The organism is Pseudomonas sp. ok266 (assembly GCF_900110195.1).
Lineage (GTDB): Bacteria > Pseudomonadota > Gammaproteobacteria > Pseudomonadales > Pseudomonadaceae > Aquipseudomonas > Aquipseudomonas neuropathica.
In genome coordinates, this window is the sequence record NZ_FOCU01000013.1 from 183,482 (window position 1) to 208,916 (window position 25,435).

Annotated in this window: 20 protein-coding genes; 8 read left to right on the forward strand and 12 right to left on the reverse strand. The window is 60.0% G+C overall.

What is annotated here, in order from left to right:
* The first annotated feature begins 23 nt into the window (after positions 1-23).
* Positions 24-1,073 carry an alkene reductase gene (locus tag BMY54_RS23785; protein WP_093438614.1) on the forward strand — a complete coding sequence of 350 codons (1,050 nt, stop codon included), beginning with the start codon at positions 24-26 and terminating at the stop codon, positions 1,071-1,073.
* 381 nt (positions 1,074-1,454) lie between these two features.
* Here the strand turns inward: BMY54_RS23785 and emhR are convergent, their stop codons facing one another.
* Positions 1,455-2,087: an efflux system transcriptional repressor EmhR gene (gene emhR / locus BMY54_RS23790; protein WP_093438619.1), complete on the reverse strand. Its 633-nt coding sequence runs from the start codon at positions 2,085-2,087 to the stop codon at positions 1,455-1,457.
* A 266-nt stretch (positions 2,088-2,353) separates the two neighbouring features.
* Between emhR and BMY54_RS23795 the strand changes: the two genes are divergently transcribed.
* The 5 genes from BMY54_RS23795 (at position 2,354) to BMY54_RS23815 (ending at position 10,879) form a co-directional block, all read left to right on the forward strand.
* Positions 2,354-3,511 (forward strand): efflux RND transporter periplasmic adaptor subunit, encoded by a 1,158-nt coding sequence (locus BMY54_RS23795; RefSeq protein ID WP_093438624.1) that lies wholly within the window; start codon positions 2,354-2,356, stop codon positions 3,509-3,511.
* A gap of 3 nt (positions 3,512-3,514) precedes the next feature.
* On the forward strand, positions 3,515-6,664 hold the full coding sequence (emhB, locus tag BMY54_RS23800; RefSeq protein WP_093438629.1) for an efflux RND transporter permease subunit EmhB: 3,150 nt from the start codon (positions 3,515-3,517) through the stop codon (positions 6,662-6,664).
* Positions 6,661-8,121 (forward strand): efflux RND transporter outer membrane subunit EmhC, encoded by a 1,461-nt coding sequence (gene emhC, locus BMY54_RS23805; RefSeq protein WP_093438633.1) that lies wholly within the window; start codon positions 6,661-6,663, stop codon positions 8,119-8,121. Before emhB ends, emhC begins: the two co-directional genes overlap by 4 nt.
* A 415-nt stretch (positions 8,122-8,536) precedes the next feature.
* Positions 8,537-9,796, forward strand: a complete 1,260-nt coding sequence (locus tag BMY54_RS23810) for an OprD family porin (protein WP_093438637.1) — start codon at positions 8,537-8,539, stop codon at positions 9,794-9,796.
* Positions 9,797-10,075: 279 nt separating this feature from the next.
* Positions 10,076-10,879, forward strand: a complete 804-nt coding sequence (locus BMY54_RS23815) for a methyltransferase domain-containing protein (RefSeq protein ID WP_093438642.1) — start codon at positions 10,076-10,078, stop codon at positions 10,877-10,879.
* Between the two features lie 105 nt (positions 10,880-10,984).
* Here the strand turns inward: BMY54_RS23815 and pcaC are convergent, their stop codons facing one another.
* The 11 genes from pcaC to pcaR all read right to left on the reverse strand — a co-directional run bounded on the left by pcaC (position 10,985) and on the right by pcaR (position 22,006).
* Entirely contained in the window at positions 10,985-11,377 is a 393-nt protein-coding gene (pcaC, locus tag BMY54_RS23820) for a 4-carboxymuconolactone decarboxylase (protein ID WP_007957838.1), read from the reverse strand.
* Positions 11,378-11,387: 10 nt separating this feature from the next.
* The gene (pcaD, locus tag BMY54_RS23825) at positions 11,388-12,179 is read right to left on the reverse strand and encodes a 3-oxoadipate enol-lactonase (protein ID WP_093438646.1); all 792 of its coding nucleotides are present in this window, start codon (positions 12,177-12,179) and stop codon (positions 11,388-11,390) included.
* Positions 12,180-12,191: 12 nt separating this feature from the next.
* The gene (locus tag BMY54_RS23830) at positions 12,192-13,556 is read right to left on the reverse strand and encodes a 3-carboxy-cis,cis-muconate cycloisomerase (protein WP_093438650.1); all 1,365 of its coding nucleotides are present in this window, start codon (positions 13,554-13,556) and stop codon (positions 12,192-12,194) included.
* Between the two features lie 45 nt (positions 13,557-13,601).
* Positions 13,602-14,897 carry an MFS family transporter gene (locus BMY54_RS23835; RefSeq protein WP_034153075.1) on the reverse strand — a complete coding sequence of 432 codons (1,296 nt, stop codon included), beginning with the start codon at positions 14,895-14,897 and terminating at the stop codon, positions 13,602-13,604.
* Positions 14,898-15,107: 210 nt separating this feature from the next.
* Entirely contained in the window at positions 15,108-15,674 is a 567-nt protein-coding gene (pcaG, locus tag BMY54_RS23840; RefSeq protein ID WP_093438654.1) for a protocatechuate 3,4-dioxygenase subunit alpha, read from the reverse strand.
* A gap of 1 nt (position 15,675) precedes the next feature.
* Complete coding sequence (gene pcaH, locus BMY54_RS23845) at positions 15,676-16,380, reverse strand: protocatechuate 3,4-dioxygenase subunit beta (RefSeq protein WP_093438659.1); 705 nt, start codon at positions 16,378-16,380, stop codon at positions 15,676-15,678.
* 36 nt (positions 16,381-16,416) lie between these two features.
* On the reverse strand, positions 16,417-17,622 hold the full coding sequence (pcaF, locus tag BMY54_RS23850; RefSeq protein WP_175559655.1) for a 3-oxoadipyl-CoA thiolase: 1,206 nt from the start codon (positions 17,620-17,622) through the stop codon (positions 16,417-16,419).
* A complete protein-coding gene (locus BMY54_RS23855) occupies positions 17,619-18,398 on the reverse strand; it encodes a CoA-transferase subunit beta (protein ID WP_064393051.1) in 780 nt (259 codons plus the stop codon). Before BMY54_RS23855 ends, pcaF begins: the two co-directional genes overlap by 4 nt.
* On the reverse strand, positions 18,398-19,255 hold the full coding sequence (locus BMY54_RS23860) for a CoA transferase subunit A (protein WP_077571457.1): 858 nt from the start codon (positions 19,253-19,255) through the stop codon (positions 18,398-18,400). The genes BMY54_RS23855 and BMY54_RS23860 overlap by 1 nt, the downstream gene beginning before the upstream one ends.
* 268 nt (positions 19,256-19,523) lie before the next feature.
* Positions 19,524-20,870, reverse strand: coding sequence for a 4-hydroxybenzoate transporter PcaK (locus BMY54_RS23865; RefSeq protein ID WP_093438668.1), 1,347 nt, complete (start codon positions 20,868-20,870; stop codon positions 19,524-19,526).
* 293 nt (positions 20,871-21,163) lie between these two features.
* A complete protein-coding gene (gene pcaR / locus BMY54_RS23870; protein ID WP_007917109.1) occupies positions 21,164-22,006 on the reverse strand; it encodes a pca regulon transcriptional regulator PcaR in 843 nt (280 codons plus the stop codon).
* A gap of 650 nt (positions 22,007-22,656) precedes the next feature.
* Between pcaR and BMY54_RS23875 the strand changes: the two genes are divergently transcribed.
* Both BMY54_RS23875 and BMY54_RS23880 read left to right on the forward strand, forming a co-directional pair.
* The gene (locus BMY54_RS23875) at positions 22,657-22,857 is read left to right on the forward strand and encodes a hypothetical protein (RefSeq protein WP_008080067.1); all 201 of its coding nucleotides are present in this window, start codon (positions 22,657-22,659) and stop codon (positions 22,855-22,857) included.
* A gap of 374 nt (positions 22,858-23,231) precedes the next feature.
* Positions 23,232-24,707, forward strand: a complete 1,476-nt coding sequence (locus tag BMY54_RS23880; RefSeq protein ID WP_064119763.1) for an inorganic phosphate transporter — start codon at positions 23,232-23,234, stop codon at positions 24,705-24,707.
* Positions 24,708-25,435: the final 728 nt, after the last annotated feature.

Here is a 25,435-nt window from a genome sequence, read left to right on the forward strand (position 1 = left end):
TTTCACTTACGAGGGTTGTAGACATGGCAACTATTTTTGATCCGATCAAACTCGGCGACGTCGAGTTGGCCAACCGCATCATCATGGCCCCACTGACCCGCTGCCGCGCCGACGAAGGCCGCGTACCGAACGCGCTGATGGCTGAATACTACGTACAACGCGCGTCCGCTGGCCTGATCCTCAGCGAAGCCACTTCGGTAACGCCAATGGGCGTCGGCTATCCTGACACCCCGGGCATCTGGTCCAACGATCAAGTGCGTGGCTGGGCCAACGTGACCAAAGCGATTCACGCTGCTGGCGGCAAGATCTTCCTGCAGCTGTGGCACGTGGGCCGTATCTCCCACGAGTCGTACCTCAACGGTGAAGCGCCGGTGGCACCGAGCGCGATCCAGCCTAAAGGTCACGTCAGCCTGGTGCGCCCACTGGCCGACTACCCAACCCCGCGTGCACTGGAAACCGCTGAAATCGCCGACATCGTCGACGCTTACCGCACCGGTGCCGAGAACGCCAAAGCCGCCGGTTTCGACGGCGTGGAAATCCACGGCGCCAACGGTTACCTGCTCGACCAGTTCCTGCAAAGCAGCACCAACCAGCGCACCGACAACTACGGTGGCTCACTGGAAAACCGTGCACGTCTGCTGCTGGAAGTGACAGATGCGGCGATCGAAGTCTGGGGCGCTGGTCGCGTTGGTGTGCACTTGGCACCGCGCGCTGACTCCCATGACATGGGCGATGACAACCTGGCGGAAACCTTCACCTACGTCGCACGTGAACTGGGCAAGCGCGGCATCGCGTTCATCTGCTCCCGTGAGAAAGAAGGCGCCGACAGCCTCGGCCCGCAATTGAAAGAAGCGTTCGGCGGCCCTTACATCGCCAACGAACGCTTCACCAAGGACAGCGCTAATGAGTGGCTGGCCAGCGGCAAGGCTGATGCCGTGGCATTTGGTGTGCCGTTCATTGCCAACCCGGATCTGCCGGCTCGTTTGAAGGCGGATGCGCCGTTGAATGATGCGCGTCCGGAGTTGTTCTACGCGAAAGGCCCGGTCGGTTATATCGACTATCCGGCGCTGTAAGGCATCACCCAGAAACGCGAAAGCCCCCGACTTGTGAGAGTTGGGGGCTTTTTTTGTGTTCGCCGGAAGATTGATTGCGCTTTTTAGTACGCAGCCCCTCACCCCAGCCCTCTCCCTAGGGAGAGGGAGCCGATATTTGTGCTTTTCAAATCTGGAGTTCGACCTGATATCTCAGGTCGGCGTATCTCGCAAGAACACCTCGGTCAGTCCCCTCTACCTCTGGGAGAGGGTTAGGGTGAGGGCAAGCGGCTCACACTCATTCACACAGAAGACACAAATTCCCTACAAAATGCGTAGCTCGCTACGTTTAAACTCCCCCCGCTGCGAAGCTATATAAAGGCAGGCCAATTGACATAAGCGGTGTCAATTACGCATTTTGTTTCATTTGCGCAGGCTGGGGCTCAGGCGCAGCATGTCCAACCCTGTATCGACCCAACGCTCGGCCTCGGCATGCAACTCAAAGCTGTCCGGCGCCAGAAGCCATCCATACAGAAGGCCATCGATATAGCTGTGAATACTGATGGCCGCGCGGACGGTGTCGAGATCTTCTGGCAACTGGCCGCGATTGACCGCATTACGCAACGTCAGAGCGATGCGCTCGTTGCAATCGAGACTGACGTCCCGGCGCTGCTGGCGCAAATCGCACATTTCATCGGTGAACTCGCACTTATGAAACAGAATTTCGTTGATCCGCCGGGTTTTCGGGTCCAGCGCAACTTGATGAAACAAATGAATCAGCAGTTGGCGCATGCAGCCCAACGGATCAAGTTCATCTTCACTTTCGCTGGCCCTGGCCAATTCATCCAGCGGCTCACGCAGCGAATCCAGCATGGCCTGGACCAGATCGGCCTTGTTACTGAAATGCCAGTAAATAGCACCGCGTGTGACCCCGGCCATTGTCGCGATATCGGCCAGCGTCGTACGAGCGACACCCCTTTCATAAAAGGCTTTCTCCGCCGCTTCCAGGATCTGGCTACGGGTTTCTTGAGCTTCCTCTTTGGTACGACGGACCATGACAGTAAAACCTCAAACAGGATGTTTCAGGGATGGCTGAATATCCGCTGAATAAAGAGGGGGCGATCTCTCACGGATCTGCTCCCCGGCCTACAATTTCAAACCTTGCGACGAGTTTTGTAACAGGGTGGGTACGTGGCAAAGGTGTTTACAAACAACCATGAACGTAAGTATATTCCTTAGCAAGCTACTTATCCACCCGGTACCCAATTTTTACCCTTCCACACTTCTTGTGCGCTTTTCGCGCGCCTGACCCGAGGATCTTCATGCAATTCAAGCCAGCTGTTACCGCTCTGGTCACTGCCGTCGCCCTGGCATCGCTGCTCAGCGGATGTAAAAAGGAAGAAGCGGCACCGGCCGCTCCACCGCCTCAGGTCGGCGTCGTCACCCTGCAACCACAAGCCTTTACCCTCACGTCTGAACTGCCGGGCCGCACCAGTGCGTTCCGCATCGCTGAAGTGCGTCCACAGGTCAACGGCATCATTCTCAAGCGTCTGTTCAAGGAAGGCGGCGATGTCAAAGCCGGCCAGCAGCTGTATCAGATCGATCCGTCGGTCTATGAAGCGACCCTGAAAAGCGCCGAAGCCAACCTGCGTTCGACCAAGTCGATCTCTGACCGCTACAAGCAACTGGTCGATGAGCAGGCCGTGAGCCGCCAGGAATACGACACCGCCGTGTCCAACCGCATGGAATCGGAAGCGTCGCTGCAGAGCGCGCAGATCAACGTGCGTTACACCAAGGTGTACGCGCCGATCTCCGGTCGTATCGGCCGTTCTTCGGTGACCGAAGGTGCACTGGTCAGCAATGGCCAGACCGACGCAATGGCGACGATTCAGCAACTGGACCCGATCTACGTCGACGTCACCCAGTCCTCGGTTGAACTGCTGGAATTGCGCCGCGAGCTGGAAAGCGGTCGTCTGCAGAAGTCCGGCGAAAACTCGGCAGCGGTCAAACTGACCCTGGAAGACGGCAGCCAGTACAAGCTCGACGGTAAGCTGGAATTCTCCGAAGTCACGGTCGACCCGACTACCGGTTCGGTGACTCTGCGTGCGGTGTTCCCGAACCCGGATCACACCCTGCTGCCGGGCATGTTCGTCCGCGCCCAGTTGCAGGCCGGTGTCAACGCTGCGGCCATTCTGGCGCCGCAACAAGGCGTGACCCGTGACCTCAAAGGCACCCCGACCGCACTGGTCGTCGGCGCCGACAACAAGGTCGAGCTGCGTCAGCTCAAGGCCAGCCGCACCGTCGGCAGCCAGTGGCTGATCGAAGATGGCCTGAAGGCTGGCGATCGTCTGATCACCGAAGGGCTGCAATACGTGCGCCCAGGTGTTCAGGTCAATCCGACCGAAGCGACCAACGTTGGCAAAAAGAACCCGGCACCCGCTCAGGCAGCTGACAAAGCCGCCGGCGGCAAAGGGGAGTAATCCATGTCAAAATTCTTCATCGACCGTCCGATTTTCGCCTGGGTAATTGCCCTGGTGATCATGTTGGTCGGGGCACTTTCGATCCTGAAATTGCCGATCAACCAGTACCCGAGCATTGCGCCGCCGGCCATTGCGATCTCCGTGACCTACCCGGGCGCTTCGGCGCAAACCGTGCAGGACACCGTGGTCCAGGTGATCGAGCAGCAGCTCAACGGTATCGACAACCTGCGTTATGTGTCCTCGGAAAGTAACTCCGACGGCAGCATGACCATCACCGCGACCTTCGAGCAAGGCACCAACTCCGACACCGCGCAGGTACAGGTTCAGAACAAGCTGAACCTTGCCACCCCGCTGTTGCCGCAGGAAGTGCAGCAACAAGGTATCCGCGTGACCAAGGCAGTGAAAAACTTTCTCTTGGTCATCGGCGTGGTCTCGCGTGACGGCAGCATGACCAAGGACGACTTGTCCAACTACATCGTGTCGAACATGCAGGACCCGATCTCGCGGACTGCCGGTGTCGGTGACTTCCAGGTCTTCGGTGCCCAGTACGCGATGCGCATCTGGCTCGACCCGGCCAAGTTGAACAAGTACAACCTGACCCCGGGCGATGTCAGCACCGCGATCTCGGCGCAGAACGTCCAGGTGTCGTCCGGTCAGCTCGGCGGTTTGCCGGCGCTGCCAGGCCAGCAACTGAACGCCACGATCATCGGCAAAACGCGTCTGCAGACGGCCGAGCAGTTCAAGGCGATTCTGCTGAAGGTCAACCAGGACGGCTCGCAAGTGCGTGTCGGCGACGTCGCTGACGTTGGTCTGGGCGGTGAAAACTCCAGCATTTCTGCGCAGTTCAACGGCAGCCCGGCTTCTGGTCTGGCGGTAAAACTGGCCAACGGTGCCAACGCCCTCGACACCGCCAAGGCGCTGCGCAAGACGATTGACGACCTCAAGCCGTTCTTCCCGCAAGGCATGGAAGTGGTATTCCCGTACGACACCACTCCGGTGGTGACCGAGTCGATCAAAGGTGTGGTTGAAACCCTGGTCGAAGCGATCGTGCTGGTGTTCCTGGTGATGTTCCTGTTCCTGCAGAACTTCCGCGCCACGGTCATCACCACGATGACGGTGCCGGTGGTATTGCTCGGTACGTTCGGCATCCTCGCGGCCTTCGGTTTCAGCATCAACACCCTGACCATGTTCGGTATGGTGCTGGCCATCGGTTTGCTGGTGGACGACGCCATCGTCGTGGTGGAAAACGTCGAGCGGGTGATGAGCGAAGAAGGCTTGTCACCGAAGGAAGCGACCAAAAAGTCCATGGGCCAGATCCAGGGCGCACTGGTCGGTATTGCGCTGGTGCTGTCGGCGGTACTGCTGCCGATGGCGTTCTTCAGCGGCTCCACCGGTGTGATCTACAAGCAGTTCTCGATCACCATCGTCTCGGCCATGGCCCTGTCGGTGATGGTGGCGCTGATCTTCACCCCGGCCCTTTGCGCGACCATGCTCAAGGCGATTCCGAAAGGTGAGCACGGCACGCCGAAAAAAGGTTTCTTTGGCTGGTTCAACCGCAATTTCGATCGCGGTGTGCAGAGCTACGAGCGCGGTGTCGGCAACATGCTGTCGCGCAAAGCACCGTACCTGCTGGCCTATCTGCTGATCGTGGTCGGCATGATCTGGCTGTTCACCCGGATTCCAACCGCGTTCCTGCCGGAAGAAGACCAGGGCGTACTGTTCGCCCAAGTCCAGACCCCGGCCGGTTCGAGTGCCGAGCGTACTCAGGTGGTGATCGACGAAATGCGCAGCTACCTGCTGGATAAAGAAGCAGGCGCAGTGTCCTCGGTGTTCACCGTAAACGGCTTCAACTTCGCCGGTCGCGGTCAGAGCTCTGGCCTGGCGTTCATCATGCTCAAGCCGTGGGATGAGCGTAACGCGGACAACAGCGTGTTTGCCCTGGCCCAACGTGCCCAGCAACACTTCTTCACTTTCCGCGATGCCATGGTGTTCGCTTTCGCCCCGCCTGCGGTACTGGAGTTGGGTAACGCCACCGGTTTCGACGTGTTCCTGCAAGACCGCGCCGGTATCGGTCACGACAAGCTGATGGAAGCACGTAACCAGTTCCTCGGCCTCGCCGCTCAGAGCAAGGTGCTCTATCAGGTGCGTCCGAACGGCCTCAACGATGAACCGCAATACCACCTGGAAATCGACGACGAGAAAGCCCAGGCCCTTGGCTTGAGCCTCACCGACATCAACAGCACGCTGTCGATCTCCTTCGGTAGTAGCTACGTCAACGACTTCATCGATCGTGGTCGTGTGAAGAAGGTTTACGTACAAGGTCAGGCCGGTGCTCGCATGAGCCCTGAAGACCTGAAGAAATGGTACGTGCGCAACAACGCCGGGAGCATGGTGCCGTTCTCCGCCTTCGCCAAAGGCGAGTGGATCTACGGTTCGCCGAAGCTGGCCCGTTACAACGGCGTAGAAGCGATGGAAGTGCTCGGCTCTCCGGCGCCGGGTTATTCCACCGGTGAAGCGATGGCCGAAGTCGAAGCGATTGCCAAGAAGCTGCCGGCCGGTGTCGGTATCTCCTGGACCGGTCTGTCCTATGAGGAACGTCTGTCGGGTTCGCAAGCACCGGCGCTGTACGCCCTGTCGCTGCTGATGGTGTTCCTGTGTCTGGCGGCGCTGTACGAGAGCTGGTCGATTCCGATCGCGGTTATGCTCGTGGTGCCGCTGGGGATCATCGGTGCGCTGCTGGCCACCAGCCTGCGTGGGCTGTCCAACGACGTGTACTTCCAGGTGGGGCTGTTGACGACCATCGGTCTGGCGGCTAAAAACGCCATTCTGATCGTCGAGTTCGCCAAGGAACTGCATGAACAGGGACGCAGCCTGCGTGATGCGGCAATCGAGGCCTGCCGCATGCGTCTGCGACCGATCATCATGACCTCGCTGGCCTTCGTCCTCGGTGTTGTACCGTTGGCGATTTCCACTGGCGCAGGTTCAGGCAGTCAACATGCGATCGGTACCGGCGTGATTGGCGGTATGCTCACGGCCACGATCCTGGCGATCTTCTGGGTCCCACTGTTCTTCGTTACGGTTTCGTCCATCGGCCAGCGTAAGATCGCTGACGAGGATGAAACGACTGAAACTCCTAAAGAGGCTGGCCAATGAGCAAGTCGCTACTCTCCATCGCAGTCGCCGCCTTCGTGCTGAGCGGTTGCTCGCTGATACCTGATTATCAGCAGCCTGAGGCTCCGGTCGCAGGTCAGTACCCGCAGGGGCCGGCCTATTCGCCGGCCCAGGCTCCGGCGCAAGCCGCTGCCGAGCAAGGCTGGAAGCAGTTTTTCCACGACCCGGCTCTGCAACAGCTGATCCAGGTGTCCCTGGAAAACAACCGCGACCTGCGCGTCGCGGCGCTGAACATCGACGCCTATGCGGCTCAATACCGCATACAGCGCGCCGACCTGTTCCCGGCGGTATCGGCCAATGCCAGCGGCAGCCGTCAGCGGGTTCCGGCCCGTGCCTCGCAGACCGGCGAGTCGAGCATCACCAGCTCCTACTCCGCCACTGTCGGCATCAGCGCCTACGAACTCGACCTGTTCGGTCGCGTTCGCAGCCTGAGCGAACAAGCGCTGCAACAATACTTCGCCACCGAAGAAGCACGCCGCAGCACCCAGATCAGTCTGGTCGCCAGCGTCGCCAATGCTTACCTGACCTGGCAAGCGGACAAGGAACTGCTCAAGCTGACCCAGGACACCCTCGGTGCCTTCGAAGAAAGCTACAAGCTGACCAGCCGCAGCAACGAAGTCGGTGTGGCTTCGGCACTGGACCTGGCCCAGTCGCGCACCTCGGTCGAGAACGCTCGTGCACAACTGGCGCGTTACACCCGCCAGGTGGCGCAGGACGAAAACAGTCTGACCCTGCTGCTCGGCACTGGTATCCCGGCTAATCTGCAAACGGCCAAACCGCTGTCCGATGACCTGCTCAGCGACGTCCCGGCCGGTCTGCCTTCGGATCTGCTGCAACGTCGTCCGGACATTCTGCAAGCCGAGTACAACCTGAAAGCGGCCAACGCCAACATTGGCGCAGCCCGTGCCGCGTTCTTCCCGAGCATCAGCCTGACCGCCAACGCGGGCAGCCTGAGTCCGGACCTGTCCGGCCTGTTCAAGGGTGGTTCGGGAACGTGGTTGTTCCAGCCGCAGATCAACCTGCCGATCTTCAACGCAGGCAGCCTGCGCGCCAGCCTCGACTACGCCAAGATCCAGAAGGACATTGGCGTGGCGAACTACGAGAAGTCCATTCAAACGGCCTTCCAGGAAGTCGCCGACGGCCTCGCCGCCCGCCAGACCTACACCGAGCAGTTGCAAGCGCAGCGTGACTTCGTCGCGGCCAACCAGGATTACTACCGCCTGGCCGAACGTCGCTACCGCATCGGCGTCGACAGCAACCTGACGTTCCTCGATGCCCAGCGTCAGCTGTTCAGCGCGCAACAAGCGCTGATCACCGACCGCCTCGCGCAGCTGACCAGTGCAGTCAACCTGTACAAGGCCTTGGGCGGTGGCTGGAATGCGCAAACCGCGCAGAACGAACCGCTGAAAGAAGAAGCACCGAAGATGAAGTTGTTCTGATCATCGGCTGAATACAAGGAGCCCACCGATTGGTGGGCTTTTTGTTGCCTGGCAGAAAGGTGTGTTGTCTGGGCTGGCCCATTCGCGAGCAAGCTCGCTCCCACAGGGGAACGCATTCCAAATGTGGGAGCGAGCCTGCTCGCGAAGAGGCCCTCACAGACACCATAAAACCCAACTGAATCTTGCGTTCGATAATCGCCCAAAACCCGCTTTTACCAATTGAATCAAAACATCCGCCCCCCGCACCATTCGCTCCACAAAACCAATAACAACAGGTTCGACACCATGCTCCCGCGCCCTGCCCCGTCCGGCTGATTGCCGTCGTTTCACCTCTGAACACTTTTCATGTCTGCACCCCGAAAACCGGTGTCAGCGCACCTGTTCGCCTTAAAAAAAACAAGAGAGACCCGAGCCCATGACAACCTCCCCTGCGCCTTACGCAATTCCCGGCCTGATCGCCCTGGCCCTGGCCGGCGCGGCGCTGCCCGCAGCGGCTGAAGAAGCCGGTTTCATCGAGGGCGCCAAGGTCAACCTCAACCTGCGCAACTTCTACATCAACCGTAACTTCACCAACCCGACCAAGGCTCAGGGCAAGGGTGAAGAGTGGACGCAGAGCTTCATCCTCGACGCCAAGTCCGGCTTCACCCAAGGCACCATCGGCTTCGGCATGGACGTGCTGGGCCTGTATTCGGTAAAGCTTGATGGCGGCAAAGGCACGGGCGGCACCCAGTTGTTGCCGCTGGACCATGACGGTCGTCCGGCGGACAACTTCGGCCGCACCAACGTCGCTTTCAAAGCCAAGCTTTCGCAGACCGAAGTGAAGGTCGGCGAGTGGATGCCGGTGCTGCCGATCCTGCGTTCGGACGATGGCCGCTCATTGCCACAGACCTTCCGTGGCGGGCAGATCACGTCCAAAGAAATCGACGGCCTGACCCTCTACGGCGGCCAGTTCCGCGCCAATAGCCCGCGCGATGACAGCAGCATGAGCGACATGTCGATGACCGGCAAAGCGGCGTTCACCTCTGATCGCTTCAACTTTCAGGGCGGTGAATACGTTTTCAACGAAAACCGCACACAGATCGGCCTGTGGAACGCCGAACTCAAGGACATCTACAGCCAGCAATACGTCAATCTGATCCACAGCCAGCCGCTGGGCGACTGGACGCTGGGCGCCAACCTCGGCTTCTTCTACGGCAAGGACGATGGCAGCGCCCGCGCCGGCGACCTCGACAACAAAACCTGGTCGGGGATGTTCTCGGCGAAGTACGGCGGCAACACCTTCTACGTCGGCCTGCAGAAACTCACCGGCGACAGCGCGTGGATGCGCGTCAACGGCACCAGCGGCGGCACGTTGGCCAACGACAGCTACAACGCCAGCTACGACAACGCGCAGGAACGTTCCTGGCAAGTACGCCATGACTACAACTTCGTCGCGCTGGGCATCCCCGGCCTGACCCTGATGAACCGCTATATCAGCGGCGACAACGTGCACACCGGGACGATCACCGACGGCAAGGAATGGGGCCGCGAATCGGAACTGGGCTACACCGTGCAGAGCGGCGCGCTGAAGGATCTGAACGTCAGATGGCGCAACTCGACCATGCGCCGGGACTTCAGCAATAACGAGTTCGACGAGAACCGCCTCATCGTTAGCTACCCGATCAGCCTCCTCTAAACACCGCTTTCAAACTGTAGGAGTGAGCCTGCTCGCGATAGCGGTGTGTCAGTGACATTTAAGGTGACTGACACACTGCTATCGCGAGCAGGCTCACTCCTACATTTGAATCTGCGCCACTTGTCGGGAGAAGTGGCACTTTGCCGGCCGACAGATAAAGTGACAAAACCTGAAGGAGTCAGGTGCTTCACCTTTCCGCTTCCGTCGTCGTAGTCGGTCCTCAAGCTGGGAGCCAGGTTGTCATCGGAAGACACCATCGATCACTGGAGGACCACCTCAATGATCTCTCGTCTTGCAACACCCGACTGGGACGCCAAGGCGTACCAGCAGTTTTCCCGTCTCAGGCAACGCCCGGTCAATGAGTTGCTCGACCGTGTTGACCTGCCAAATCCTCAACGCATTTACGACCTGGGCTGCGGCACCGGCATTGCCACGCAGTTGTTGGCCAAACGCTGGCCGCGCGCGCAGTTGCAGGGGATCGACAGCTCGGCACAGATGCTCGCAGAAGCGCGCTGTCTGCCGCTCAGGGCATCGTGGAAACACTGCGATCTGCTCGATTGGCAACCGGAGCAACCGGCAGATCTACTGCTCGCCGCCGCCGTGCTGCACTTTATCGATGGCCATGAAACGCTGTTGCCGCACCTGCTGGGTTATCTCAACCCGGGCGGCTGTCTGGCGGCGCACATGCCCGACTGGCGCGATTCGCTGTGGTATCGGCTGATGCTCGACACTCTCGAAAATGGCGGCCCCGGCGGCACGCCAATGGGCACACCTGAACTGCGCCAGCGCATGGCCGCGCGGCCGTTGTTGGCACTGGAGGATTACTACCGTTTGCTCGCGCCCATGACCACGTCGCTGGATATCTGGGAGACCGAGCAGTTGCAGGTGGTTGACGGCAAATCGCCAATTTATGACTGGGTGAAGGTCTCGGCGCTGCGGCCGGTGATGCAGGCGCTGGATTCAGCGGAACAGACGCGGTTTATCTATCACTACCTGATGCGGGTGCATAAGCATTATCCGCAGGAGGGGGATGGGCATACGTTGTTTGCGTTCAAGCGGATATTTATTGTTGCCACCGTCTGATTTGTCGAGGCCACTATCGCTATCGCGAGCAGGCTCACTCCTACAGGGGAACGCATTCCAAATGTGGGAGCGAGCTTGCTCGCGAAGGCGTAATTTCTGGCGCCATCAATCCCTGGATTCAACACCCAGCTCGTCCCACACCGACTCCGCCAGATGGAAAGTGGCATTCGCCGCCGGAATCCCGCAGTAAATCGCGCTCTGCATGATCACTTCCTTGATCTCACCCCGGCTCACGCCGTTATTGGCTGCCGCACGCAGGTGCAGTTTCAGTTCGCCCTCGCGGTTCATGCCGATCAGCATGGCGATAGTGATCAAACTGCGCGTGTGCCGTGGCAAGCCTGGACGCGTCCAGATATCGCCCCAGGCATGGCGGGTGATCATCTCCTGAAACTCCGAGTTGAACTCGGTCAGCGTGGTCAGGCTGCGATCGACATGGGCATCGCCCAGCACCGCGCGGCGCACTTGCATGCCGTCGTCGTAACGTTGTTTCTCGTCCACAAAAACTTCCTCACTTAGCCTGCAAAAACGCTAACACACGATCACTGAAGTCCGCGCCAGCCTGCACGTTTGACAGATGCGCCGCATAGAACTCGGCGTATTCGGCGCCGCGTACATGCTCCTCAATGAAATGCCCACCGGCCGGCGGCGTCACCGCATCTTCAGTGCCGGCGATCACCAGCAACGGCACGTTGATCGACGCCAGTTGCTCACGGAAATCGGCATCACGCACCGCTGCGCAGTTAGCCGCATAACCTTGCGGCGACGTCGCCGCGAGCATGTCGGTAATCTGCTTGGCCGCTGCCGGATGCGCCGCCGAAAAGTCCGGGGTAAACCAGCGGGCAATCGAAGCATCACGCAGGGCCACCATCGCTGCCGCACCGTCACGCAGCACGGTTTCGATGCGTGGATTCCACACCGACGGATCGCCGATCTTTGCCGCGGTGTTGCAGACGATCAGCTTATGCAGCCGATGCCCGGCATTGATCCCCAGCCACTGACCGATCAGGCCTCCCATCGACAGCCCGCAGAAATGCGCACGCTCGATGTGCAGCGCATCCAGCAAGCCGAGCACGTCGTGACCGAGTTGCTCAATGCTGTAAGGCCCCGGTGTCACCAGCGATTGGCCATGGCCACGGGTATCGAAACGCAGCACGCGAAAATGCTCGGTGAAGGCCGGCATCTGCGCGTCCCACATGTGCAGATCAGTGCCTAGCGAGTTGGAGAGCACCAGCACCGGCGCATCGACCGGGCCCTCGATTTGATAATGCAGTTCGCCATCGGCGAGTTGAACGAAAGCCACAGCCCTCTCCTTTCAGTCAGACAATGCGTTGTGTTCGGCCACCGCGCGCTCGACCCAGGTTTTCGCCTGGCCGAGGTAATGGGCGGGGTTCAAAAGTTGATCGAGTTCAGCGCTGCTCAACTCGGCGGTGACTTGCGGTTCGTCACCGAGCACGGCGCGTAAATGGCGCTGCTCGGCCAGCGCGCGTTTGCAGCATTGTTCGAGCAGGTGATGCGCGGCGTCGCGGCCGACACGCTGGGCAAGGACGATGCTGACGGCTTCGGCCAACACCAGCCCCTGAGTCAATTCGAGGTTGCGGGCCATGCGTGCGGCGTCGACTTCCAGACCGTCGGCAAGCAATCGCGCCTGTTGCAGCGAACCGGAAACGAGGCAGCAGATTTCCGGCAACGTTTCCCATTCGGCATGCCACAGACCGAGGCTGCGTTCGTGCTCCTGCGGCATGGCACTGAACAGCGTCGAGACCAGACCCGGCACCCGCGTCGCTGCGCCGATCAACACCGCCGCGCCGATCGGATTGCGCTTGTGTGGCATGGTTGACGAACCGCCCTTGCCCGGTGCCGATGGCTCGAACACCTCAGCCGCTTCAGTCTGCATCAACAGGCTGATGTCGCGGCCGAATTTGCCCAGGCTGCCGGCGATCAAACCCAGCACCGCGCCGAACTCGACCACGCGATCACGCTGGGTGTGCCACGGCTGTTCCGGCAAGGTCAGTTGCAGTTCTTCAGCCAGCGCTTCGGCAATCGGCAAGGCCTGTTCGCCCAACGCGGCGAGGGTTCCGGAAGCGCCACCGAATTGCAGCACCAGCAAACGCGGCTTGAGTTCACGCAAGCGCTGACGGCTGCGAGTCACAGCGCCCAGCCACCCGGCGATTTTCATGCCGAGGGTTACCGGTGTCGCATGTTGCAGCCACGTGCGCCCGGCCAACGGCGTCGCCGCATGACGTTGCGCCTGGATCGCGAGGGAATCAGCGAGTTGCGCGAGATCGTTCTCGATCAACTCAAGCGCCTGACGCAATTGCAACACCAGCCCGGAATCCATCACGTCCTGACTGGTCGCGCCCAAATGCACATAACGTTCGGCTTCAGCGTCGCGGGCAGCAATCTGCTTGCCCAATGCCTTGACCAGCGGAATCGCCGAATTGCCGGCCGTGGCGATCGCCTCGCCCAGCGCCGCGAAGTCATACAGACCAGCGCTGCATGCCGCCGCAATCGGTGCCACAGCGGAAGCTGGAATCAACCCGACCCGCGCCTCGGCCCGGGCCAACGCGGCTTCGAAGTCGAGCATGGCCTGCACGCGGCCCTGATCGCAGAACACCTCACGCATATCGCGGGCAGTGAAATAGGCATCGAACAATTGATTGCCCGGTCGCTGAGTCATAAAAGTCCTTGCCGGCGCGGGCCATCACGGCCCGCGCGCTTCGGGTTAGAGATCGTGGTGCAAATACGCCGCCTGTTTCGGCAAGCGCAGACTGAACAGGAAGGCGATCGCCATCATGGCCGTAACGTACCAGTAGAAGGAGTTTTCCATACCGATGTTCTTCAGGCTCAGGGCGACGAATTCCGCCGAACCGCCGAAGATCGCGTTCGCCACCGCATAGGCGAGACCGACGCCGAGGGCGCGGACTTCCGGCGGGAACATTTCGGCTTTTACCAGGCCGCTGATCGAGGTGTAGAAACTGACAATCGCCAGCGCCACGGTGATCAATACAAACGCGAGGAACGGACTGCTGACGCTTTTCAGGCTCAACAGAATCGGCACGGTGAACAGCGTACCGAGCGCGCCGAACCAGAGCATCGAGTTACGTCGGCCGATCTTGTCGGCAAGCATGCCGAACAGCGGCTGCATGCACATATACAGGAACAGCGCACCGGTCATGATGTAGCTCGCGGTCTTGGCGTGCATGCCGGCGGTGTTGACCAGGTACTTCTGCATGTAGGTAGTGAAGGTGTAGAAAATCAGCGAACCACCGGCGGTGTAACCGAGCACGGTGATGAACGCGGCTTTGTGATCGCGGAACAGTGCGCTGATGCTGCCAGCGTCTTTGTGCGCGCGGGTTTCCTTGTTGGTGGTTTCTTTCAAGCTGCGACGCAGGAACAGCGAAATCAGCGCCGCCACCGCACCGACCACAAACGGAATCCGCCAGCCGTAGGCACGTAGATCGTCTTCAGTGAGAAATTGCTGCAGCACTACTACCAGCGACACGGCCAGCAATTGCCCGCCGATCAGCGTCACGTACTGGAACGAGGCGAAAAATCCGCGCTGGCCCTTGAGGGCAACTTCGCTCATGTAGGTGGCGGTGGTGCCGTACTCGCCGCCGACCGACAGTCCTTGCAGCAAGCGCGCGAACAACAGCAGGACCGGTGCCCAGACGCCGATGTCCTTATAGGTTGGCAAGCAGGCGATCAGCAACGAGCCGAAGCACATCATCAGAATCGAGATGAGCATCGAATTCTTGCGCCCGTGCTTGTCGGCGACCCGGCCGAAAATCCAGCCACCAATCGGGCGCATCAGGAAGCCGGCGGCGAACACGCCAGCGGTATTGACCAGTTGCACCGTCGGGTTGTCGGAGGGGAAGAACGCCGGGGCGAAATAAATCGCGCAGAACGCGTAGACGTAGAAGTCGAACCATTCGACGAGGTTGCCGGACGAGGCGCCGACAATGGCAAAGATGCGCTTGCTGCGCTCTTCGCCGGTGTAATGGGAGGTGGTCGTTGTCATTGTTTTTCACTCGATAGGGACAGTGAGAGTCTAGACATACTTTGCAACAGTCCCGTTCCACATCCTACATCGATCGTTCCCACGCTCCGCGTGGTAACGCATCCGGTGACGCTCCGCGTCACGGTGGACGCGGAGCGTCCATGGCGGCATTCCCACGCAGAGCGTGGGAACGATCATGTAGAAGCTGCCGCAGGCGGTGATCTTTTGATTTTAATAATCGAAGAACACGGTCTCGGCGTCGGTGCCCTGCAGAATCACATTCCACTGGTAAACACCCGAGGCATCCTGCTTGGCCAGCAACGTACTACGACGTTCAGCCGGCACACATTCCAGCAATGGATCATCAACGTTGGCCGGCTCGCCCTCAAAGTAGATCCGCGTCAGCAAGTGCTTCACCAACCCGCGGGCAAACACCAGCACCACCAGATGCGGCGCCTGGGTCGAACCTTTCAGGCCCTCAACCGTGCCCGGTTTGATCGTGGTGAAACGGAAGCGCCCTTCAGCGTCCACCGGCACCCGGCCAAAACCTTCAAAGTGCGGATCGAGCGGTTTGTCCTGCTCGTCTTCCGGGTGGTCGTATTTGCCGGCAGCGTTGGCCTGCCAGACTTCGAGCATGGCGTCGTTGACGACATCGCCATTACCGTCCACTACCTGCCCGGTGATCGCCACGCGCTCGCCGAGGGTTTGTTCATTGGCGAGGTCTTCGCGGTTCAGCCAGGTCAGGCCGATGTGGTAGTACGGCCCGACGGTGTGGGACGTGGTCGCAGTCAGCGTCATCTTATTTCTCCATCGGCGTGGCTTCACGCCCGCGCAGCACGATGTCCCAGCGATAACCGAGGGCGTAGGACGGAATGGTTTTTTCCAGATCGAAACTGGCGATCAGGCGTTCCTTGGCCGAGGTGTCCGGCACGCAGTTGTAGATCGGGTCGTAGGCCAGCAGCGGATCGCCCGGGAAATACATTTGCGTGACCAGACGCGTGAGGATGCTCGGCCCGAACAGCGAGAAGTGGATATGCGCCGGGCGCCAGGCGTTGTGGTGGTTACCCCAAGGGTAGGCGCCGGGCTTGATGGTCTGGAACTGATACCAGCCATCGGCGTCGGTGACGGTGCGGCCGGTACCGGTGAAGTTCGGGTCCAGCGGCGCGTCGTGCAGGTCGCGCTTGTGGTTATAGCGGCCGGCAGCGTTGGCCTGCCAGATCTCCACCAGAATCCCCGGCACCGGCAGACCGTTTTCGTCGAGCACGCGGCCGTGAATGATGATGCGTTCGCCCTGCGGCTCGCCTGCATGCTGGGCGGTCAGGTCGTTATCGGTGTCGCCCACGCGCTCGGCGCCGATGGTCGGCCCGGTGATTTCCGACAGCGAGTGCGGCAGAAACACCAACGGCTTGGACGGCGAGCGCAGGTTGGTGGATTGATACGTCGGGTGCAGGTACTCAGGCTGAGTGCCTTCCTGCGGACGACGGTAACCAGGCTTGTCAGACATGTCGCTTTCCTCTGTTCTATTTCGTCACGGCTTGCGTCAGACGCGTTCGATGGCCAGGGCCAGACCTTGGCCGACACCGACACACATGGTCGCCAGACCTTTCTTGCCACCGGTCTTTTCCAACTGATGCAGTGCGGTCAGCACCAGACGCGCACCGCTCATGCCCAACGGGTGACCAAGGGCAATCGCCCCGCCGTTCGGGTTGACCTGCGCAGCGTCATCGGCAAGACCCAGTTCGCGCAGCACCGCCAAACCCTGGCTGGCAAACGCTTCGTTGAGTTCGATAACGTCGAAATCGCTGACCGCGACGCCCAGGCGCTCGATCAATTTGCGCACCGCCGGCACCGGGCCGATGCCCATCACCCGAGGTGCGACACCAGCGCTGGCCATGCCGAGCACTTTGGCGCGGGCGGTCAGGCCATGTTTTTTCACCGCGTCGGCGGAAGCCAGAATCAGTGCCGCAGCACCGTCGTTGACCCCGGAAGCATTGCCGGCGGTGACGGTTTTGTCCGGGCCGTTGACTGGCTTCAGCTTGGTCAGTGCTTCGATCGTGGTATCGGCACGAGGATGTTCGTCCTGGCTGACTACGGTTTCGCCCTTCTTGTGGGCAATCCGTACTTCAACAATTTCTTCGGCGAAGTAACCAGCAGCCTGCGCGACAGCAGTGCGTTGCTGGCTGCGCAGGGCAAAAGCGTCCTGATCGGCGCGCGACACTTTATAGTCGTCGGCGACGTTGTCAGCGGTCTGTGGCATCGCATCGACGCCATACTGCGCCTTCATCAACGGGTTGATGAAACGCCAGCCGATGGTGGTGTCTTCCAGCTTCATGTTGCGCGAAAACGCCGCGTCCGCCTTGCCCATCACGAACGGCGCGCGGGACATCGACTCGACACCGCCGGCAATTGCCAACTCCATCTCGCCGCTGGCGATTGCGCGGAATGCGGTGCCGATCGCGTCCATGCCCGAAGCGCAAAGACGATTGAGCGTCACGCCCGGTACGCTTTCCGGCAGGCCCGCCAGCAGCAGGGCCATACGCGCAACGTTGCGGTTGTCTTCGCCGGCCTGGTTGGCGCAACCGAGGAAGACTTCGTCGATGGCATTCCAGTCCACCGATGGATTGCGTTCCATCAGGGCCTTGATCGGCACAGCGGCCAGGTCATCGGCGCGGACGGCGGACAAACCGCCGCCGAAACGGCCGATCGGGGTGCGAATCGCGTCGCAGATATAAACGTCACGCATCATGCTTCTCCCGGTGCCTGGCCGTGGGCGGCGGCAGTACGCGCTTCGAGATCGCGCAGCGCGGTCAGTTCGACTTCAGTCGGTTCAGCGGTGTTTTCAACATGCTCGGCAAAACGAATCGCCCAACCGGTGGCCGCGACCACTTGCTCGCGGGTCACGCCCGGGTGCAGCGCGGTGACCACGAATTCGTGGGTGCCTTCTTCCGGCTCCATGATGCACAGGTCGGTGATGATCCCGACAGGCCCGGCGCCCGGCAGGCCCAGACGTTTGCGCGAGTCGCCGCCTTCGCCGTGACCAACCGAGGTGATGAAGTCGAGCTTGTCGACAAACGAGCGCGCCGACTGTTTAAGGATGATCAATACGCTTTTCGCCGAACCGGCAATTTCCGGCGCGCCACCGGCACCCGGCAGACGCACTTTCGGCGAGAAGTAATCGCCAACCACGGTGGTGTTGATGTTGCCGAAACGGTCGACCTGCGCAGCACCGAGGAAACCAACGTCAATGCGTCCGCCCTGCAACCAATAGCGAAAAATCTCACCGGTCGGTACGACGGTGTCAGCGGTTTCAGCGAGTTCGCCGTCACCAATGGACAGCGGCAACACGCTCGGCTTGGCGCCAATCGGACCCGATTCATAGATCAGCACCACGTCCGGCGAAGAAGTCAGGCGCGCGAGGTTGGCGGCTTTCGACGGCAGGCCGATACCGACGAAGCACACCGAGCCGTTCTTCAGGCGACGGGCCGCCGCGACGGTCATCATTTCATTGGTGGTGTAAGTCATTACTTGGCCTCCGAAGCAGCGGCCAACTTGGCCTGGAACGCGCTGAAGTCAGCGCAGCCATGGATGTATTCGTTGATCCACGCAGTAAACGTTTCACGGTCACGGGCAATCGGGTCCCACGCCTGATAGAAACGATTGTCGCGCTCGGTGTAACCGTGGGCGTAGGACGGGTGCGCGCCGCCGGGTACGTGGCAGACTGCGCTCAAGGCCCAGGTCGGCAGCACGCAGGCATTCATCGGCGCGTTGAGGTTGTCGACAATCTCTTCCACGGTGACGATGCAGCGTTTGGCCGCCAGTGCCGCTTCTTTCTGTACACCGAGGATGCCCCACAGCAGCACGTTGCCCTGACGGTCGGCTTTCTGGGCGTGGATCACGGTCACGTCCGGGCGCACCGACGGCACCGCCGCCAGCACTTCACCGGTGAACGGGCAGGTCACGGTTTTGATCAGTGGATTGACCTTAGGTAGGTCGGAACCGGCATAGGCACGCAGCACCGCGAACGGCAGGCCGGATGCGCCAGCGACGTAGGCATTGGCCAGGTCGGCATGGCTGTGCTCTTCGATTTCGAGAGCATGCGGCCATTGCTTCTCGACCGCGTCACGCAGGCGGTGCAGCGAACCGACGCCCGGGTTGCCGCCCCAGGAGAAAATCAGTTTGCGTGCGCAACCGGCGCCGATCAGTTGGTCGTAGATCAGGTCAGGTGTCATCCGCACCAGCGTCAGATCTTTCTTGCCCTGACGAATGATTTCATGACCCGCTGCCGTAGGGATCAGGTGAGTGAAGCCTTCGAGTGCGACGGTGTCACCGTCGTTGACGAATTGCTTCACCGCGTCGTGCAGCGAAAGGATCTCAGCCATGGAGCGGGCTCCTGTTTTTGTAATGAATCGCCAGTGATAAAAAGGCGCGAGGTTCAGCGCCGGAGTCACTGCAGATTAAGCCTGGGGAAATGGCCAAACAATCCGATAATCGACTGAGTGTTCGTTTATCGAACAGATTGTTGCTCTCCTAACTATCACCTCATTCGCGAGCAGGCTCGCTCCCACATTGGAATGCATTTCAAAATGTGGGAGCGAGCCTGCTCGCGAAGGGGCCGGAACATTCGACGAACATTCCTACGCATGAAACTCAGGTCGCATCCGCATGACTGACCATGCCTTTGATCACCACCGCCGTGGTGGCCAACGCCGCCGGAATCACCAACGCCGTCAACACCTGCTCGAAATTCCAGCCCAAGCCCAGCAACGTTGCGCCCATCCACGCCCCGAGAATCGCGCCAAAGCGGCCGATGCCCAGCATCCACGAGACCCCGGTCGCCCGCCCTTGGGTCGGATAAAACCGCGCCGCCAGCGACGGCATCGCCGATTGCGCGCCGTTCACGCACATCCCCGCCACCAGCACCAAGGTCGCCAGCAAGGTAATGTTGCCCAGGCTCTGCCCGACCGCGTAGGCAAACACCCCGGCCAACAGGTAGAAAATGCCGATGACCTTGTGCGGATTGAAGCGGTCCATCGCCCATCCCACAGCGACCGCGCTCAACACCCCGCCGAACTGGAACAACGCGCCAATAAATGCGGCTTGCTCCATGCTCGCACCGCTGTCACGCATCAGCGTCGGCAACCAACTGGTCAGCAGATAAACAATCACCAGCCCCATGAAGTAGGTTAGCCACAGCAGCAAGGTGCCGGTGCTGTAAGTGCCGGAGAAGATCACCGCGAACACGTTGCGCGCCTTGACGGTTTTCTGTTCCGGTACGCTGAAGCTCGAGGCCTGAGCGACGGTGACCGGGTCGATCGGCGCCAGGGTCTTGCGCACTTTGTCCGTGCCACGATTGCGCACCACCAGATAACGCGCCGACTCCGGCAACCAGAACAGCAGCACCACAGCGAGGATCAACGGCAGGATCCCGCCGATCAGCAGCAGACTGTGCCAGCCGAACGCCGGAATCAGCTTGGCGGAAATAAACCCGCCACCGGCCATGCCGAGGTTGAAACCGCAGAACATGCTGGTTACCAGCAGCGATTTCTTGCGCTCCGGGGTGTATTCCGAGAGCAGTGTGGTGGCGTTCGGCATCCCCGCCCCCAGTCCCAGACCGGTCAGGAAGCGCAGCACCAGCAGCTGTTCAACGTTGCTGCTGTACGCCGACGCCAGGCTGAAGGCACCGAACAGAACCACCGCGCCAACGAGTACCACTTTGCGCCCGAAGCGGTCAGCCAAAGGGCCAGAGCCGAGTGCACCGAAGACCATGCCAATCAGCGCGGCACTCATCACCGGGCCAAGGCTGGCCCGGTCGATGCCCCAATCCTGCGACAGCGCCGGGGCAATAAACCCCATCGCGGCGGTGTCGAGGCCATCGAGAAAGACAATCAGGAAACACAGAATCACCACGCGCCACTGATAGCGCGAGATCGGTTGGGCATTGATGAAGGTCTGCACGTCGAGGCAGTTACCCACAGCGGACTGAGGCTGGTTCATTATTTTTATTCCACGCAAAAAACGCAGTCGAACGGCGGCCGGCCAGAGAGCGGCACGGTCACAAGAATAGAAGGTCTGGATCAGGCGTTGCGGTGAACCCGGCAACAGCGGATGGGGCGGAGACAGTCGGAGAGCATGCGCATGGTGAGTTGCCTCTTGTCATTATTATGGGAGTCGGCAGTCCGGCGGGCTCATTCACATCAGCGCCGGATGACGCTGCCGCGACATTAATGATCCGAGGGTTTTAGCGTCAATTCGATAAACGCAACACTGTGCGTTTATCGAACACTTCATCAGGCAAACAACTGCGCACTGAGGTCGCGACTGGCGCTGAGCAGGCCCGGCAGGAAGCGCTGCTCCAGCTCGGTACGACTGACGCGACCGGCGTGGGTGCTGACGTTGAGCGCTGCCACCACCTGGCCGGAAGCGTCGTAGACCGGCACGGCAATCGAACGCAGGCCTTGTTCCAGTTCCTGATCGACGATGCACCAGCCTTGCTGCCGCACTTCCTGCAGGCATTCGAGCAACGCGTCGGGGGTGTGAATCGTGCGGCTGGTCTTGGCGACCAATTCGGCGTGATCGAGGTATTCACGCAGCGAGGTGTCATCAAGTGCTGCCAGCAGAATCCGCCCCATCGACGTGCAATACGCTGGCAGGCGACCGCCCACCGACAGGTCCACCGAAATCAGCCGCTGAGTGGTCGCCGAGCGCGCGATGTAGAGAATGTCGTCGCCCTCCAGCGTGGCCATGTTGCAGGCTTCGTGCAGTTGTTCGCTCATGCGGTCGAGGTACGGCTGAGCGGACACTGCCAACGGCGTCGACGACAGATAGGCGTGGCCAAGTGTCAGCACTTTGGGCAGCAAGGAATAGGTGCGACCGTCCGTGGTGGCGTAGCCGAGTTTGATCAGCGTATGCAGGCAACGACGCACGGCGGCGCGGGGAATCTCGGTGCGGTGGCTGATTTGGGCGATAGTCAGATGGCGCTTGCGCTCCTGAAACGCCTGCACCACCGCCAGACCACGAGCCAGCGAAGTCATGAAGTCCGGATCACCGGTCAGCGCCTGGATACGTTTGGCCGGCGAGGCGACGATCGGCGGCGCCACAGAGGTGAAGGAGTTGCGCATTTGATCGTTCATTTCTTGTCCTTTTATCCGGCACGGATCAATGGGCTATACAAGCGGCTCGCCGACAAATGCACAAGCGTCGGGCTGCAAGATTGGGCGATTATCGAACCGTCGACCGATAATCGCAATCAGCTGTTGGGATGGCGTCTAGCTATTTATAGGGCAAGCCAAACTTTGCGATTATCAGAATCACAGCTTTAGTTGTCCGACTAAATGGCGCCAAAAACAGATCACCCACCCAATAAGGGCCAACACGCACTTCAACTAGTAACAAAAGTTGCGAGTCACAAAACAATCACACATCCGGAACCGTTTTTAACTTGGCAAAGATAGTCATTCCTGAATCGACCGCTATAATGCAGCTCAGTGGCACCTCGTTTTTAATCGCTGAGGTCGTCACCCGCTGCGGCGATGTCCATCGCCAACAGCCCGGCCAGCGCCTGACGCGAATCACTCATGCAACGCCTGCGCTCGCTGAAACAGGAAACTGATGCTGCGTCAGTTTTTATCTGGTGCCGTAGCCGCCTGTAACACGGAAGTCTTGATCGCCCCACCGTTTACACCAATGCCTGTCCGGGCGTTGAACTCGCGGTGGCTCCGTTCAACCGATTCGTTGCAGTGCGTTTCACCAGACACTTAACTCAACTCATACAGGTAGCACTGTGACGAAAGACGAACTGCGCGCGGAACTTGAGCGCCAGGAACAACGTTACAAGGAAGTTTACGGCGGGGAAGTCACCACCTACGCCGCTCAGCCCGAACCGGAACGCAAAGCATGGCGTAAACGCCCTACCGTTCAGGATCAGGTCTTCAAGCAAGAAATCGAAAAGATCGAAAAGGAACTCAAAGCCGAAGAGCCTTGAGCGACGTTTTTCGGATCCTCTGAAGGTTTGCGTCCACACCGGTTACAAGCGCGGTGGAACGACGATGCCTTGCGCGCCCGCTACCCGCGGGCAGCGGCCATCATCCGGTCTGACTGACTGAGAACGGGCGTCCTACAGGTTTCACAGATATTTCAGACAAGCGTTTGAGACGTCTGCGCATCGGTAAATTCGCTTGCAAAACAAGATTTTTATCAAGCAAATCAAGCACTTGAAAAACCCTGCAGCACGCTTGGTTTTCATGCGTTGCAACAAATTAAATCGAAGAAGTGTGTAACCGATGAGCAGGGAGGGGATCGATTCCCAGTCTTTTCTGGCATAATCGCGCCCCCTTACGACCGGGTCAGAAAACCTTCATGATCGATTTATTCAGCGGACTGGATGCTTGGGTGCTTGTGAGCCTCTTGCTCGCCCTGACGTTTGTCCTCGCCTTCGAGTTCATCAATGGATTTCATGACACCGCTAACGCGGTAGCCACTGTTATCTACACCAAAGCCATGCCGCCCCACCTGGCGGTCTTCTTCTCCGGTGTGTTCAATTTCCTCGGCGTGCTGCTGGGCGGCGTTGGCGTGGCGTATGCCATTGTCCATTTGCTGCCGGTTGAGCTGCTGATCAATGTGAACACCGGCCATGGCCTGGCGATGGTGTTCTCGTTGCTCGCCGCGGCAATCGCCTGGAACCTGGGCACCTGGTACTTCGGTATCCCGGCTTCCAGCTCGCACACCCTGATCGGCTCGATCCTCGGTGTCGGCCTGGCCAACGCCCTGATCAACGACATTCCGTTGGCCGACGGCGTGAACTGGCAAAAAGCGATCGACATCGGCGCCTCGCTGGTGTTCTCGCCAATGGCCGGCTTCCTGATCGCCGCGCTGATCCTGATCGGCCTGAAGTGGTGGCGTCCGCTGTCGAAGATGCACAAGACACCGGAACAACGCCGCAAGATCGACGACAAGAAGCATCCACCGTTCTGGAACCGTCTGGTTCTGGTGATCTCGGCGATGGCCGTGAGCTTCGTGCACGGCTCCAACGATGGCCAGAAAGGCATCGGCCTGATCATGCTGGTGCTGATCGGTATCGTGCCTGCGCAGTTCGTTCTCGACCTGAACAGCACCACCTATCAGATCGAACGCACTCGCGACGCGACCCTGCACCTGAGCCAGTTCTACCAGCGCAACGCCGATTCGCTGGGTGAATTCCTGGCCTTGGGCAAGAGCGTGGAAGGCGACCTGCCGGAGAAATTCCGCTGCAACCCGCAGCAGACCGAACCGACCATCAGCGCCCTGCTGCACACGCTTAAAGGCGTAGCGGACTACCATTCGCTGTCGTCCGACAGCCGCATCGAAGTGCGTCGTTACCTGCTCTGCCTGGACGACACCGCGAAGAAGGTTGGCAAGCTGCCTGGCCTGGAAGCCCGTGAAAAGGCTGACCTCGACAAGCTGCGCAAAGACCTGACCACCACCACCGAATACGCCCCGTTCTGGGTGATTCTGGCGGTCGCACTGGCTCTGGGCCTGGGCACCATGGTTGGCTGGAAACGCGTGGTGCTGACCATCGGTGAGAAGATCGGCAAGCAGGGCATGACCTATTCCCAGGGCATGTCGGCGCAGATCACTACTGCCAGCTTGATCGGTATGGCCAATATTTTCAGCCTGCCGGTGTCGACCACTCACGTTCTGTCTTCGGGCGTGGCGGGCACCATGGTCGCCAACAAGAGCGGCCTGCAGGGTGGCACGGTGCGTACCATTCTGTTGGCTTGGGTGTTGACCCTGCCGGCGACGGTTGCGCTGTCGGCCGGGTTGTTCTGGCTGGCGTCGAAGGCGCTGGGTAGTTGATAGATAGCGGTACTTGAGAAAGGCGCGATTCGAGAGGATCGCGCCTTTTTTTGTGTTTGGGGTTTTGGGATTGGGATTGGGATTGGGATTGGGGGCATATCCGTTGCTGCGGGTGCTGCCGCTGGCGGTTTCGCTCTTACAGCGAGTCCCTTTTTTAAACGCCAAAAAGGAACCAAAAGGCTTTGCCCCTGGCGTACGGCACTTCGCTGAGGCTCAGTGTTCCCTCGCTACGGTGTCCATCCGGGGGCATCGCCTACGGTTTGCTTCGCTGCACCTCCTCTCGATGTATGCGGCTACGCCGCACGGCGCTACGCGCCTACCCCCGGATGAACACCTACGCTCGGCCTGCCGATGGGGCAAAAGATCAAAAACCAAAGCCAGATCACAAGCCAGATCACAAGCCAGATCACAAGCCAGATCACAACCCCTCACCCTAGCCCTCTCCCGGAGGGAGAGGGGACTGACCGAGGTGTTTGGTAGAGTTACGCCGACGTGAAAGTCCGAGTTGAACGCAAATTTTCACAGGCCCACCATCGGCTCTCTCTCCCTAGGGAGAGGGCTGGGGTGAGTGGCAAGAGCACCAAAAACCCAAAGCCGAACACCCGCTTTTCACCACTCAATAGGCCGAGTGTCAGCTCGCCTGCTCTTGATCTTGATCCACGGGCGACGTCGGAAGGCTGAGTGGAGGGATTGATCCGGGCGTGGGAGCGCAGCGAACGTTTGGCGAA

Coding starts and splice junctions, on each gene's coding strand:
- pcaH (WP_093438659.1), bottom strand. CDS start 16,380: ATGTCTGACAAGCCTGGTTACCGTCGTCCGCAGGAAGGCACTCAGCCT.
- BMY54_RS23785 (WP_093438614.1), top strand. CDS start 24: ATGGCAACTATTTTTGATCCGATCAAACTCGGCGACGTCGAGTTGGCC.
- BMY54_RS23855 (WP_064393051.1), bottom strand. CDS start 18,398: ATGACTTACACCACCAATGAAATGATGACCGTCGCGGCGGCCCGTCGC.
- emhC (WP_093438633.1), top strand. CDS start 6,661: ATGAGCAAGTCGCTACTCTCCATCGCAGTCGCCGCCTTCGTGCTGAGC.
- pcaG (WP_093438654.1), bottom strand. CDS start 15,674: ATGACGCTGACTGCGACCACGTCCCACACCGTCGGGCCGTACTACCAC.
- BMY54_RS23835 (WP_034153075.1), bottom strand. CDS start 14,897: ATGACAACGACCACCTCCCATTACACCGGCGAAGAGCGCAGCAAGCGC.
- BMY54_RS23795 (WP_093438624.1), top strand. CDS start 2,354: ATGCAATTCAAGCCAGCTGTTACCGCTCTGGTCACTGCCGTCGCCCTG.
- BMY54_RS23860 (WP_077571457.1), bottom strand. CDS start 19,255: ATGGCTGAGATCCTTTCGCTGCACGACGCGGTGAAGCAATTCGTCAAC.
- BMY54_RS23865 (WP_093438668.1), bottom strand. CDS start 20,870: ATGAACCAGCCTCAGTCCGCTGTGGGTAACTGCCTCGACGTGCAGACC.
- pcaR (WP_007917109.1), bottom strand. CDS start 22,006: ATGAACGATCAAATGCGCAACTCCTTCACCTCTGTGGCGCCGCCGATC.
- BMY54_RS23810 (WP_093438637.1), top strand. CDS start 8,537: ATGACAACCTCCCCTGCGCCTTACGCAATTCCCGGCCTGATCGCCCTG.
- BMY54_RS23815 (WP_093438642.1), top strand. CDS start 10,076: ATGATCTCTCGTCTTGCAACACCCGACTGGGACGCCAAGGCGTACCAG.
- BMY54_RS23830 (WP_093438650.1), bottom strand. CDS start 13,556: ATGACTCAGCGACCGGGCAATCAATTGTTCGATGCCTATTTCACTGCC.
- emhR (WP_093438619.1), bottom strand. CDS start 2,087: ATGGTCCGTCGTACCAAAGAGGAAGCTCAAGAAACCCGTAGCCAGATC.
- BMY54_RS23880 (WP_064119763.1), top strand. CDS start 23,232: ATGATCGATTTATTCAGCGGACTGGATGCTTGGGTGCTTGTGAGCCTC.
- emhB (WP_093438629.1), top strand. CDS start 3,515: ATGTCAAAATTCTTCATCGACCGTCCGATTTTCGCCTGGGTAATTGCC.
- pcaF (WP_175559655.1), bottom strand. CDS start 17,622: ATGATGCGTGACGTTTATATCTGCGACGCGATTCGCACCCCGATCGGC.